The organism is Frankia sp. ACN1ag (genome assembly GCF_001414035.1).
In the GTDB taxonomy this organism is placed as follows: Bacteria; Actinomycetota; Actinomycetes; order Frankiales; family Frankiaceae; genus Frankia; species Frankia torreyi.
The window spans coordinates 1-13,379 of sequence record NZ_LJPA01000005.1; the positions used below are offsets into that span (position 1 = coordinate 1).

9 protein-coding genes are annotated in these 13,379 nt (G+C 74.8%); all 9 read left to right on the forward strand.

What is annotated here, in order from left to right; translation table 11 throughout:
- The coding region (locus UK82_RS35920; RefSeq protein ID WP_236705545.1) for a GDP-mannose 4,6-dehydratase at positions 1 to 559 on the forward strand (559 nt) is incomplete at its 5' end.
- 86 nt (positions 560 to 645) lie between these two features.
- A partial coding sequence (gene wecB / locus UK82_RS05405; RefSeq protein WP_236705546.1) for a non-hydrolyzing UDP-N-acetylglucosamine 2-epimerase occupies positions 646 to 1,756 on the forward strand: 1,111 nt, incomplete at its 3' end.
- An 81-nt stretch (positions 1,757 to 1,837) separates the two neighbouring features.
- Complete coding sequence (locus tag UK82_RS05410) at positions 1,838 to 3,199, forward strand: nucleotide sugar dehydrogenase (protein WP_055406527.1); 1,362 nt, start codon at positions 1,838 to 1,840, stop codon at positions 3,197 to 3,199.
- 274 nt (positions 3,200 to 3,473) lie between these two features.
- Entirely contained in the window at positions 3,474 to 4,907 is a 1,434-nt protein-coding gene (locus UK82_RS05415) for a glycosyltransferase (RefSeq protein WP_055406528.1), read from the forward strand.
- Entirely contained in the window at positions 4,904 to 6,202 is a 1,299-nt protein-coding gene (locus tag UK82_RS05420; RefSeq protein WP_055406529.1) for a glycosyltransferase, read from the forward strand. The genes UK82_RS05415 and UK82_RS05420 overlap by 4 nt, the downstream gene beginning before the upstream one ends.
- 171 nt (positions 6,203 to 6,373) lie before the next feature.
- Complete coding sequence (gene wzy / locus UK82_RS41815) at positions 6,374 to 9,358, forward strand: O-antigen polysaccharide polymerase Wzy (protein ID WP_161849093.1); 2,985 nt, start codon at positions 6,374 to 6,376, stop codon at positions 9,356 to 9,358.
- Positions 9,358 to 10,296 (forward strand): bifunctional 2-polyprenyl-6-hydroxyphenol methylase/3-demethylubiquinol 3-O-methyltransferase UbiG, encoded by a 939-nt coding sequence (locus UK82_RS05430; RefSeq protein ID WP_055406531.1) that lies wholly within the window; start codon positions 9,358 to 9,360, stop codon positions 10,294 to 10,296. Before wzy ends, UK82_RS05430 begins: the two co-directional genes overlap by 1 nt.
- Positions 10,293 to 12,221 carry a glycosyltransferase gene (locus tag UK82_RS05435; protein WP_055406623.1) on the forward strand — a complete coding sequence of 643 codons (1,929 nt, stop codon included), beginning with the start codon at positions 10,293 to 10,295 and terminating at the stop codon, positions 12,219 to 12,221. The genes UK82_RS05430 and UK82_RS05435 overlap by 4 nt, the downstream gene beginning before the upstream one ends.
- 308 nt (positions 12,222 to 12,529) lie before the next feature.
- A partial coding sequence (locus UK82_RS35935) for an aconitase family protein (protein WP_236705547.1) occupies positions 12,530 to 13,378 on the forward strand: 849 nt, incomplete at its 3' end.
- Position 13,379 lies beyond the last annotated feature (1 nt).

The window sequence follows — 13,379 nt, forward strand, 5'->3', positions numbered from 1 at the left end:
GGACTGGGGTTTTGCGGGGGATTATGTGGAGGCGATGTGGCGGATGTTGCAGCAGGACACTCCGGATGACTATGTGGTGGCGACGGGGGTGACGCATAGTATTCGGGAGTTGTTGGATGTGGCGTTCGGGCGGGTGGGGATTTCGGACTGGTCGGGGTTGGTGCAGCAGGATCCGCGGTTTTTCCGGCCGGCGGAGGTGGATGTGCTGGTGGGTGATCCGTCGAAGGCGCGCGAGGTGTTGGGGTGGACGCCGCGGGTCGGGTTCGAGGAGTTGATCGCGATGATGGTCGACGCCGACCTCGTCATCGAGGCCGAGGTGGCCGCCCGCGAGCGCCTGACCGCCACCGCGCCACCGCCGCCCGTCGCGTCGCCTCTGTCCGGCGCGTCGCCTCTGTCCGGCGCGTCGCCCCTGTCCGTCGCGTCGCCCCGCCCGACCTCGTCGCCCCGCCCTGCTCCGCCGCCTCGTACCACCCCGCCATCCCGCCCTACTCCGCCGGCCGCCCGCGCACCATCCGCGGGCCTGCCGGTCCAAGGGGCGTCACCCGAGGTCAGGCCATGACCGAAGGGTCAGCCGGGTCAGCCGGGTCGGGCGGGGGTCGGGTGGCGCGGCCGCCCGGCCAGCGGATTCCCAGACCGGCACGGCCGATGCCGCAGGTGGCCCCGGGGCCACACGCGGTGGTCGTCGCGGGTGCCCGGCCCAACTTCGTCAAGGCCAAGCCGGTCCTGGACGCCCTGGCAGCCGGTGGGTTCCGCACCACGCTCGTGCATACGGGCCAGCACTACGACGAGGCGATGAGCGGGGTGTTCTTCGCCGAGCTCGACCTGCGCCGCCCCGACCATCACCTGGCGGCGGGCTCGGGTTCCCACGCCGTGCAGACGGCCGCGGTGATGACCGCCTTCGAGCCGCTGCTGGAGCGGCTGGCCCCCGACGTCGTCGTCGTGTTCGGGGATGTGAACTCGACGCTGGCCTGCGCGCTGGTGGCGGCGAAGGCGGGGGTGCGGGCGGCGCACGTCGAGGCGGGCCTGCGCAGCGGTGACCGGTCGATGCCCGAGGAGATCAATCGGATCGTCGCGGACCATCTCTGCGCCGACCTGTTCGCCACCTCGCCGGACGCGGTGGAGAACCTGCTGCGGGAGGGCGCCGCGCCGCGGTCGGTGCACCTTGTCGGCAACGTCATGGTGGACACCCTGCTGGCCCGCCGCGACGAGGCGCTCGCTCGGCCGACCCTCGCCGAGCTCGGGCTGCGTCCCGGCGGCTACGGGCTGGTCACCCTGCACCGGCCGGCCAACGTCGACGACGCCGCGGCGCTCGACGGCCTGCTCGGGGCACTTGGTGAGATCGCGACGCGCTGCCCGCTGGTCTTCCCGGCGCACCCGCGCACCGCGGCCCGGGTGGGCGGCCGACTGCCCGCGGGGGTCCGCCTGCTCGGGCCGGTCGGGTACCTCGACTCGGTGGCCCTGCAGGCCGGCGCCCGGATCGTCCTCACCGACTCGGGCGGGATCCAGGAGGAGTCGACGGTGCTCGGCGTGCCGTGCCTGACGTTGCGGGAGTCCACCGAGCGCCCACTGACGGTCACCGAGGGCACAAACCGGGTGGTCGGGCGCGACCGCCGGGTGGTCGTCACCGCGGCGCTCGACACCCTGGAACATCCGCCGCCTCCGCGCCGTCCGGCGCTGTGGGACGGGCAGGCCGGCCGGCGGATCGCCCAGGTGCTGGCGCAGGCGGTGGCGCATCCGTCGGCCGGCGGCGTGTCCGNCGGCCCGGTGGCCGCCGCGCGATGAGGACACGATGAATCGGTTGCGTCTCTCTATGTGATTAATAGGCAACACTCTGCTCATGTCATCGAACAAGCTGGTGGTGGTCGGGCAGGGCTATGTCGGTCTCCCGGTGGCGATGCGGGCCGTCGCCATGGGCTGGCACGTCGTCGGGGTGGAGGTGGATCCCGACCGAGCCGCGCGGCTCGCGGCCGGGCGCTCCTACGTCGAGGACATCCCGGACCTCGAGCTCGCCGCGGCCCTGCGCAGCGGCCGGTACGAGCCGACCGGAGACTACGCGCGGGCCGGGGGGTTCGATGTCGCGGTGATCACGGTGCCGACCCCGCTGCGCGAGGGCGCCCCCGACCTGTCCTACATCGTCGACTCGGCCCGCAGCCTGGCGTCGCTGGTCACCGCGGGAGCCACGGTGATCCTGGAGTCGACCACCTATCCCGGGACGACCGAGGAGCTGCTCGCCCCGCTGCTCGCCGAGGGCTCCGGGCTGCGTCCCGGGGTGGACTTCCACCTCGGCTACTCCCCGGAGCGCATCGACCCGGGGAACCGGACGTGGAACCTGGTGAACACGCCCAAGGTGGTCTCCGGCACGGGTCCGGCGTCGCTGGCCGCCGTCACCGCCTTCTACGACAGTCTGATCGAGCGGACGGTCCCGGTCGCCTCGACCCGCACCGCGGAGCTGACCAAGCTGCTGGAGAACACCTTCCGCCACGTCAACATCGCGCTGGTGAACGAGCTGGCGATGTTCGCCCACGAGCTCGGCGTCGACGTCTGGGAGGCGATCGACGCCGCGTCGACGAAGCCGTTCGGCTACCTGCGCTTCACCCCCGGTCCCGGCGTCGGCGGCCACTGCCTGCCCATCGACCCGTCGTACCTGTCGTGGCGGGTGCGCCGCAGCCTGGGGCGCAGCTTCCGGTTCGTCGAACTGGCCAACGACGTCAACGACCACATGCCCGACCATGTCGTACGCCGGGTGACCGAGATGCTCAACGCCCGTCACCTGCCCGTCGCGGGCAGCCGCATCCTGCTGCTGGGGCTGGCGTACAAGCGCAACACCGGCGACGCCCGCGAGGCACCGGCGACTCGCATCGCCGGCCTGCTGGCCGATCTCGGCGCCGAGGTGCGCGCCGCGGACCCGCACGTCGATCCGGCCCGGCTGCCGGCTCGGGTGACCCTCGTCGAGGCGGGCGCGGCGGAGCTCGCGGCGGCGGATCTCGTCGTCGTGCTCGTCGACCACGACGCCTTCGACCGCGACGAGGTGGCCCGGCACGCCCGGCTCGTGCTCGACACCCGCCGCTGGCTGCCCGGCCCCGCCGACGCCCGGCGATCGGGCCCCGCCGACGCCCGGCGATCGGGCCCCGCCGTCGTACGGATACCGGCCCAGGCGACCCGGCACGAAGACGCCGGACTCGCCGTGGAGTCCCTCTGAGCGCAGTGCGCCTACGGGACAGGTCGCGCTGGGCAGCACGGTGACGTCGGGGCCGACGTTCCTGACCGGGATCTCCTGCACCATCCAGGCGGGCCTGGGGACCAGGGGAAGCGGGCGGGTGGGGCGCTTTGCCCCACCCGCCCGCTCGTGCGTCCGGCGCCGGATGTCGCGCGCTGGCGCCCGAACTCTCCGTGAGTGCTGTATCTCTCTGTAGTCAAGTCATGGCTGTAGGTTGAGCACGTCGTGGAGGGAGTACCGGCGAAGGGCGGGCGCCATGCGAGTTGTCGTCGCGACGGAGGCACGGTTCCATCGGGGAGGCGACGACAGGGTGCTGGCCCCCACGCCCGCTGAGGCCCACCCACACTGGTGCGGTTACCTCGGCGTCTTCGACGAGGTCGTGGTGCTCGCCCGGGTCGGCCCGGCGTCCCCCGACCCGGCGTCCCTCGGCCCGGCCGCGAGGGCATCCTTCCCGGTCGAGGGCAAGCGGGTCCGGGTCGTCGCGCTGCCGTCCTACCAGGGGCCGGCCGGCTATCTGCGCGCCGTGCGATCGCTACGCTCCGTGATCGCCATGGGGCTCGACCCGGGCGGCCAGCTTGCTCCCACCTCCTGGCAGCGCGCCGCGGCCGCGGGTGCGGCGCGCCGATCGTCGCCGCCCGGGCCGATCCCGGCGCCCCGGTCGCCCGCCACCCCCCGTCCCGGGGCGCTGCCCGCCCGCCCGTCCCACGTTGTGGACACCCGCTACCTGGCGGTGATGCCCGGCATGGTCGGGGCGGCGCTCATCACCGAGCTGAGCGCCCGCGGGCTGCCCTACGCCATGGAGATCATCGGCGACGCCGAAGCGGTGGCCGGCGGGATGTTCGGCCGCTGGGCGCGCAGGCCGGCGCGGCGCTGGTTGGCCCGGCGGGCCGCGGGAGCCCAGGCGGTCGGCTACGTCACCCGCGAGACGCTGCAACGCCGCTACCCACCGGCGGCCGGAGCGTTGACGGCCCACTATGCCTACGGTCGCCTGAGCGCCCAGGACTTCACCGCGGCCCGGCCGCGGGCCGCCCGGCCCCCGGTGCCGGCGACACTGGTGACGATCGGCTCGCAGGACCGCCGGTACAAGGGCCACGACATCCTGCTGGCCGCCGTCGGCCTGCTCGACGCGTGGGGGTACCGGCTGCGCGTCGTCATCGTCGGCACCGGCCGCCATCACCCCGCCCTCGTCCGCGCCGCCGGGCGTGCGGGGCTCACCGACGTCGTCGAGTTCGTGCCGGCGCTCGACCGTGCCGGCGTGCGCGCCGTGCTCGACGCCGCCGACCTGTTCGTCCTGCCGTCCCGGACGGAGGGCCTGCCCCGGGTGCTCATCGAGGCGATGGCCCGTGGGGTGCCCTCGATCGCCACCGCGGTCGGCGGGAACGTCGAGCTGCTCGCGCCGCAGGACCTCGTCCCGCCCGAGGATCCCGAACGGCTCGCCCTGCGGATCGCCGAGGTCCTCGCCTCACCCGGCATGCTCGCCGCCATGTCCGCGCGGAACCGCGCCGCCGCCGAGGACTACCGCGGCGACCGGCTGGCCGCGCGGGCGTCGGCCTTCTACGCGGCCCTCGCCGGGAACCCGCCGGCGGACGGCGCTGCGGCGCCGCCCCCCGAGCGGGCGGTGCCGGCGGTCGCGACGCCGGCCGCATCGCCACCCGTGCGGACCCCCCAGCCGACGGGGCGACGATCATGACCCCGGACCCCACGTCCGCCCTGGAGACCACCGGACGGACGGCGCCCGGGGACACCCGCGTCGATCGGCGGCCGCAGGCCCCGACCGGGCCCGTGATCGAATCTCGCCCCGTCGCCCCGGCGGCCGGCGAGGCCACCATGGCCACCCGGCCGGGGCCCGGCGACGCCGGCCGGCCCCGCCGCCCGGTGCGGGTGCTGGAGGTGCTGGGCCGGATGGATCGCGCCGGGGTGGAGCTGCGCGCGGTGAACCTGCTGCGTCGGCTGGATCCGGAGGAGTTCCGCCTGGAGTTCGCCGTCACCTCCGGTGCCTCGGGTTCGCTGGACGCCGAGATCCGCGACCTCGGTAGCGAGGTGTACTACTGCCGGACCGACTGGCGGTTCGGCTGGCGGTTCCTGCGACTGCTGCGCCAGGTCCGCCCCGACGTGGTCCATTCCGCCGTGGCGACCTTCTCCGGGGTGGTGCTCGCGCTGGCCCGCCTCGGCGGGGTGCGCCGGCGGGTGGCCTACTTCGTCAGCAGCGCCGACCGGCACGGCGACAGCCTGCGCGGCCGGGTGCAGCGGGCGTTCGGGCGCCTGCTGCTCGACCGGTTCGCCACCGACCTCGTCGCGGTGAGCGAGGCGGCGATGCGGGGGTTGTGGCGGGAGGACTGGCGGCTCGATCCGCGCTGCCGCGTCGTCTACAACGGCGTCGAACTGGAGCCGTCCGGGGTCGCCATCGCCGCGCGGCGCCGCGCCGAGGACCTGGCCGAGGACGACCACGACGTGGTCACCCTCGTCCACATCGCCCGCCCGGACCCGCTGAAGAACCGGGCCCGCGCCATCGAGATCCTCGCCGCGCTGCGGGCCCGCTCGGTCCATGCGCGACTGCGCATCGTCGGCCGCCAGGACGACGCCGAGACCGCCAGCCTGAGCGCGCTCGCCGACCGGCTCGGCGTCGCCGAGCACGTGGAGTTCACCGGCGAGGTCCGCGAGATCCCCCGGCTGCTCGTGGCGTCCTCGCTGCTGCTGGTCACCTCGCTGCACGAGGGGATGCCCACGGTCGTGCTGGAGGCGCTCGCGGTGGGCACCCCGGTGCTCTCGGCGGACCTGCCGGGGGTCGTCGAGATCGGCCGCCTGCTGCCCGGGGTGGCGACGCTGCCGCTGGCCACGTCGGACGCCGTCTGGGCGGACACCGCCGACATGCTCACCGCCCTCCCACCGACCATCGATCAGCGTCGCGAGGCGATGCGGCTGCTGCGCCGCTCCCCGTTCACGATGGACACCTGGCAGCGCGACATCACGGCGGTGTGGTCCTAGGCGATGGCCGTCCCCAGCCGCGGCGCCGGACCGTGCCAGTCCCGGTGGCCGTACCCATCCATCGCCGTGGCCCCCGTCCTGACCGCCCAGCCCACTCGGACCGCTCAGTCCACTCGGACCGCCCAGTCCACTCGGACCGCCCAGCCCACTCAAACCGATCGACGGCGTCGGGTGGGCGCGGCGCCGTCCCGCCGGGCGAGCGGGGTGGCGCTCGCCGGCTGCCTGCTGGCCCTGTTCGCGGTAGCGGCCTGGTCGTCGTCGTTCGCCGAGCTGACGGAGCACTCCGCCGCCCGGCTCAGCGTCGCGGTGGTCGCCGGCTGCGTGCTGCTGTGCGTCCGGGCCCAGCCGCGTGGGGTGTGGGCCTGCTCGTCGGTCTACCTGATCACCCTGTCGGTGTTCCACTTCGGGGTGGCGGCGCTGTTCGCCACCAGCACCTCCTTCGACCGGATCCGCGGTCAGTACGACTTCCGCTGGCTGGGCGTCTACCCGATGAGCCGGCTGTTCGCCGTGGCCACGCTGGGGGTCGTCAGCGCCGCGGTGGGCGTGGCGGCGATGACGTGCCTGCGGGCCATGCGCGCCGGAAGCGAGAGGCCCGAGCCCGCCGCGACCAACCGGCCGGCTGCCGTCGCGGAGCGGCCGGTCGTCGCGGAGCGGCCGGACCTGCGCGCGCCCGTCGGCTTCGTCCTGCTCGCGGTGTCGGTCCTCGGGCTCGTCACGATCGTGCTCGCCGCCGGCGGGACCGGGCTGCTGTTCGGGTCGTACGCCGCGGTCGGCGAGACGGCGTTGCGTGGCCCGCTGGTGCCCTACGTGCTGCTCGGGACGGGCCTGGGCCTCGTGCTCGCGGTCATCGGCGGGCCGAGCCGGTGGCGTACGGCGACTCTGGTGGTCTTCGCCCTGTTCGCGGTCGTGGCGCTGCCGCTCGGACTGCGGGGCGAGGTGATGTTCCCGGCCGTCGCGGCGGCGGCGGTGGCCGCCCGCCGGCGCATCGTGGTGCGCGGGGTCGTCGTTCTGCTCGGCGCGGTCATCCTGTTGGCATTGATCGGTGGGCTGCGGGAGATCCGCCAGTCCGGTCTCGCCGCCACCCGGCTCAGCGCCGTCACCTTCAGCCCCGTCGACGGGATCGCCGAGCTCGGGGCCTCGATCCGCCCGATCGGCTCGGTGCTCGAATGGCGCGACGAGTTCGGCGAGCGCCCGCCCGCCGGCTCGACCTTCTACGGCCAGATCGACCGGCTGGTGTCCGGGCGGCTGCTCGGCCATCCCCAGCCCTCCCAGTTCAGCGATGAACGGCTGTTCAACGTGCTGATGCTCGACCGGGAGGGTCCGATCGGGGGGTCGCCGATCGCCGAGGCCTATTACAACTTCGGCGCTCGCGGCGTCGTCGGCTTCCTGCTGCTGACCGGTCTCGTCGTGGCCTGGATGGACCATGGCCGGTCCGTGCGCGGGACGGACACGGCCTGCCTCGTCCTGCTCGTCCCGTTGATCACCGAGGTGCGCAACGCCTTCGCGGCGGTGCCGGTTCAGGTGATACTCGGACTGGGCGTGCTCGGCCTGATCCGGGCCGCCGAGACCGTGGCCCCCCGCACCGTCCCCGCACGTCCGCAGCGGGATCCGTCGCGGCCCAGTCCGGTCCACCCGCACCCGCCGCGTCAGCTCGGGCAGACGCCGGCGCAGGCGGTGCGACGGCCCGGGCGGGCAGGGCAGCAGTCCCTGCCGGCGTGGGCCGAGGCGGCGATGGCGCCGGGTCCGCCGGCCGGGGGATCGTGGACGAGGGTGGACCCCGCACTGCCCCCGCCGGGGCGGAGGGTGGGCGTGACGCATCCCTACCGCGGGATCGGCCGGGTCGGTGCGGTGGTCACCGGGTGGCTGGGGCTGTCCGCCGTCGCCAGCCTGGGCCAGGCGGTGGTCACCGCGCGGATGCTGCCCCTGGGCGGTCGCGGGGCGCTGGTGGTCCTGCTGACGGTCTCCGCGCTGGGCTCGCTCGTCGGCGGGCTCGGCACCAACGTCGCGTTCCGGCACTACTTCGGCCGCGGCGACCCCCGGGTGTCCCTCGGTGACTACCTGGGGCTGTCCCTTGCCGCGACCCCATCCGCCACCGTCCTGATCACCGCGGCGTCGCTGCAGGTGATCCACCTGTCCGGCGGGGCGCGGGTGGACGCCGGTCTGGTGCTCGCGATCGCCGTCCTCGCCGCCGCGAACCTGCTCGCCGTGCAGGTGCTCGACGCGCTCAACGCCGCCGGTTTGATCGTCCTCGCCGCCGAGCTCGTCGCCGCCACCGGGCTCGCCCAGCTCGGGCTGCTGCTGGCCGGCCCGCGCCATCCGTCCCTGTCACACATCCTGGTGATCCTCGCGCTGTGCTGGGCCGCGCAGGCGGTGACGGGGGTGGCGGCGCTGGCCCGGAGGGGGCTGTCCGTGCGGCCGCAGGCCGACCCGCGGGCCTGGCGGCTGCTGGTCGTCAAGGGTGTGCCCGCGCTCGGCCTCAACGTGGGCGCGACGATGGCGTTCCGGTTCGACCGCCTGCTGGTCGCGGCCTTCGGCGGCGCCGCCGCCGCCGCCGTGTACTCGATCGCCGCCGCCACCTGCGAGGCACTGCGCCTGCTGCCCGGTTCGGTCGGCCAGGTGGTCTTTCACCGCACCGCGCGGGGCGTTCTGTCCCGTGCGGCGCTGCGGGCGGTGACCCGCAGCCTGCTCGCCATCCTGCTGGTCGCCGCGGCCGCCCTCGCGCTCGCCGCGCCGTGGCTGGTGCGGACCCTGTTCGGGCCGGGCTATGCCGCGGCGATCACCCCGATGCGCCTGCTGCTGGTCGCCGAGCTCCTGCTGGCCCCGTTCCTGGTCGAATGTCGGGCGCTGACCGGCCTCGGCCGCACCGGCGCGGCCGGTGGCGCCGGGCTGCTCGGCCTGGCCGTGTCGCTGGCGACCTACCCGGTGCTCGTGCCCTGGCGGGGACCCGCCGGCGCCGCGATCGGCAGCATGCTCGCCTATGCGCTCATGACGGCGCTGGCCCGCCGCGCGTTGCGGGGGGAGCTCGACGCCCCGCTCGCTCTCCCCTCCCCGCCGCCGACCGTGCCGCTGACCGCATCCCGCCCGTTCGGACCAGACGATCCGCGCGAGCCGGGCGGCGCCGAGCCGCTGCCCGTCCTCGGAAAGGGGATGCCCTGATGGCACCACACCCGGCGTGCGACACCCTCGTCGTCGAGCCGACCGTCCACGGCGGGCGGCTGGTGTTCTACCGCCAGGCGGCCGACGCCGCCTACTGGGACGAGCTGTGGGACGCCCAGCCCGCGGACTACCGCCGAGCCCGCGCGGGCCATCTCCCGCTCCATCTGCGCCGGGCGGTCCGTCGCCACCTGCGGCCGGGCGGCCGGGTCCTGGAGGCCGGGTGCGGGCCGGGGCAGTTCAGCGTCGCGATGGCGGCGCGGGGATTCGCCGCCGAGGCGGTGGACTGGGCGCCGCGCACCGTGGAGCGGCTGCGCGCGGCCGCGCCCGAGATCCGCGTCTGGCAGGGCGACGTCCGCCGGCTCGACGTGCCCGACGGCTGGTACGACGCCGTCTACTCGCCCGGCGTGTGCGAGCACTTCGAGGACGGCCCGCAGGAGGTGCTGCGCGAGACCCTGCGCGTGCTGCGACCGGGCGGGATCGCGCTGGTCTCCACACCATGCTTCAGCCCGCTGCTGCGCACCCTGGGCCGTGGCGGCCGGGTCGGCCGCGCCGGGGTCGGTGGCGCGGGCTCCGGCGGGGGGCCGGTCTGGCTGCCGCTGCCGGGGGCGGGGGCGGGGGCGTTCTACCAGTACGCCTTCACCCCGGCGGAGCTGTCCACGGTGCTGCGCGCCGTCGGCTTCGAGCAGGTACGGGCGCATCCCTACGGCGCGCTCGCCACGGCGCTGGAGTTCACCGCGGCCGGTCGGGCCGTGTCCGCCCGCGTTCCCCGCCCGCACCTGCGGCCGCTGGAGGCCGCCCTCGACCTGCTCGGCGCGGCCCACCTGTCCGGCCGGGCCTGCCTGTGGGTGGCCCGCCGGCCGGCCACGCCTCGCGTTCCGCGACCCGCGGCGGTGCCCGTCGCCCGCCCGTCCACGACCCGGAAGGACCGCTCCGCATGAAGATCGCCACATTGGTCAAGACCGGGGACGGGCCGTTGTGGATCATCCCGCACGTGCTCGCCGCGCGGGAGTCCGGCGACCAGGTGGTCGTGCTGCTGCCCGCGCCCGACCACATCGACAGCCGGGTGGCGCGGGAGCTGACGGCGCTGGGGATCGAGGTTGTCGAGAGCCCGGCTCCCCGGCGCGGCGCGTCGCCGGCCGCGCAGCTCGTCGGGATCCTCCGGCTGCGGGCGAGGCTGCGCGAGCTCGGCGTCGACATCGTGCACTACCACCTGTACGCGTCGGCGCTGGCGGTCCGGCTCGCCACCCTGGGTACCCGGATCACCCGGGTGTACATGGTCGCGGGCCCTCTCTACCTGGACAACACGCTGATCCGGCGGGCCGAGCGGGTGCTGTGCCGGCTCGACCACCTGCTCATCGCGTCCAGCGCGGACATTCGCCGGCGATACGCCGCGCTCGGCCTGCCAGCGCACCGGATGCGCACGCTGTCCTACGGCGTCGACCTGGAGCGCTTCAGCCCGGCCGACGACGAGCGGCGGCGGGCGGCGCGGGCGGAGCTCGGCCTCGGTGAGGACGAGTTCGTCGCGGTCTGCGTCGCCTACTTCTACCCACCGAAGCGGCTGGTCCATCCGGGCCAGGGCGTCAAGGGCCACGAGGTGCTCCTCGCGGCGTGGGCCCGCTTCGCCGAGCGGGGCGGCCGCGGGACGCTGATCCTGCTCGGTGGGGGCTACGGCGAGGCCGGCGAGAGCTACCGCGAGCAGGTCCGGGCGTGGGCCGCCCGGCTGCCCGGCGCCGACCGGGTCCGCTGGGTCGACAGCGTCACCGACGTCCGGCCGTTCTACGCCGCCGCGGACGTCAACGTCGTGTCGTCGTGGTCGGAGAGCTACGGCGCCGGGGGCGAGGCGTCCGCGTGCGGGGTTCCCTCCGTCGCCACCGCGGCCGGCGGGCTGCCGGAACTGGTCGACGAGGAGACCGGCTGGCTCGTCGGGCTCGGCGACGCCGTGGCGATGGCCGCCGCCCTGCAGGAGGCGGCGGCCGGCCGACGCACGCCCGCGGCCCGCCGCCGCGGTGAGGCGGCCCGGTTGCGGGCGGAGAAGCTGCTCGACCGCCGGGCGCTCAGCCACGATGTGGTGGCGGCGCTGCACCACGCCGCCCGCGTGCGGCACCTGCCGCGTCGGGGGCTGCACCGGGCTTCGTCCCCGTCGTCCCCGAAGCCCTCCGCGGTCCAGCCGTCCTCGTCGTCCTCGTCGCTTCCCGTCGGCCCGTCGGCCCGCCGGTCCGGGCCGGATCGGCCGGGCGCGGGGGCGCTGGTCGGCCGGGTCCGCCTGGCGCCGCTGGCGGCATTGCCCGGCCGGGCGTTGCGGGCGGCCTTCCGCACCTACCTGCTGCGCACCGACCCGGTGGGCTACGCCCGCAGCATCGGAGTGCGGCTCGGCGTGGACTGCCGGCTTATCGAGGTCACCGCCGCCACCTTCGGCACCGAGCCCTACCTGATCAGGCTGGGCGACCGGGTCGCGATCGCCGGCGGCGTCCGGTTCGTCACGCACGACGGTGCGGTCACCCGGATGCGCCGGCAGCATCCCGACATCGACGTGGTCGCGCCCATCAGGGTCGGCAACGACACGGCGATCGGACTGAACGCGATCATCATGCCGGGCGTCACGATCGGTTCCGACGTGGTGATCGCCGCCGGCTCCGTGGTGATGCGCGACGTTCCGGCGCGGTCCCTGGTCGCCGGGGCGCCGGCCCGGGTGGTGACCGACGTCGAGCAGTGGGAGCGGCGGATGCTCGCCCGGTCGGTGGGCACCGGCGCGATGAGTCCGCAGCGTAAGCGGGAGGTGTTCCTCGACCGGTTCGCGGCGGAGCTCGCGGCGGATCCGTCTGATATCGTTAGCACTGCTAATATCGTTAGCACTGCTAATTAAATGGCCGCACGTCCCCCCGGGGCGCCGTACGGTGGGATCCGGCGTCCCCGCCGCGGCGGGTGGGACCGCTCGAGCCTCGGTGGGCGCAGTCGCGTCGGCTGTGTCACAACCCCTCGGGCGCGGTCCCGCAAGGCGGGAAATGCCAGGATGGACACGAGCCGGTCGAGGATGGCCGACGCCGCGGGCGGCCCTGCGCCTACGCCAGCCGCCGTCGGCGGCGTCGCCATGGCGTAGCCGCAGGGGCGCGACCATGGTGGCAAGCCCCGCCGTCCGCGGGTGACGGACGGCGGGTCACGAGGAGGAGAACGATGGACAGCTTCGGCAGTACCGGATCGCTCGCGGTGGGTGATCGCACCTACACGATCAGGCGGCTGGACGCGGTGCCCGGGGCCGATCGACTCCCCTACAGCCTGAAGGTGCTGCTGGAGAACCTTCTGCGCACCGAGGACGGCGCCAACATCACCGCGGACCACGTCCGGGCGCTGGCGAACTGGGACCCGGCAGCGGCACCGAGCCAGGAGATCCAGTTCACCCCCGCCCGCGTGATCATGCAGGACTTCACCGGCGTTCCCTGTGTGGTCGACCTCGCCGCCATGCGCGAGGCGATGGCCGCCCTCGGGGGCGACCCGGCGAAGATCAACCCGCTGGCACCGGCCGAGCTCGTGATCGACCACTCGATCATCGCCGACAACTTCGGCCGGCCGGACGCCTTCGAGCTCAACGCCGCGCTGGAGTTCAGCCGGAACCGGGAGCGCTACCAGTTCCTGCGCTGGGGCCAGGCGGCGTTCGACAACTTCACCGTCGTCCCGCCGAACACCGGCATCGTGCACCAGGTCAACCTGGAGCACCTGGCCCGGGTCGTGTTCACCAAGGACACCCCCGAGGGCACGCTGGCCTACCCGGACACCCTGGTGGGTACGGACAGCCACACCACCATGATCAACGGTCTGGGTGTGCTCGGCTGGGGCGTCGGCGGCATCGAGGCCGAGGCCGCGATGCTCGGCCAGCCCGTGAGCATGCTCATCCCGACCGTCGTCGGCTTCAAGCTGACCGGTGAGCTGCCCGCCGGCACGACGGCCACCGACATGGTTCTCGTGATCACCGAGCAGCTGCGCCGGCACGGCGTCGTCGGCCGGTTCGTCGAGTTCTACGGCGAGN

Coding starts and splice junctions, on each gene's coding strand:
- UK82_RS05410 (WP_055406527.1), top strand. CDS start 1,838: ATGTCATCGAACAAGCTGGTGGTGGTCGGGCAGGGCTATGTCGGTCTC.
- UK82_RS05415 (WP_055406528.1), top strand. CDS start 3,474: ATGCGAGTTGTCGTCGCGACGGAGGCACGGTTCCATCGGGGAGGCGAC.
- UK82_RS05420 (WP_055406529.1), top strand. CDS start 4,904: ATGACCCCGGACCCCACGTCCGCCCTGGAGACCACCGGACGGACGGCG.
- UK82_RS05430 (WP_055406531.1), top strand. CDS start 9,358: ATGGCACCACACCCGGCGTGCGACACCCTCGTCGTCGAGCCGACCGTC.
- UK82_RS05435 (WP_055406623.1), top strand. CDS start 10,293: ATGAAGATCGCCACATTGGTCAAGACCGGGGACGGGCCGTTGTGGATC.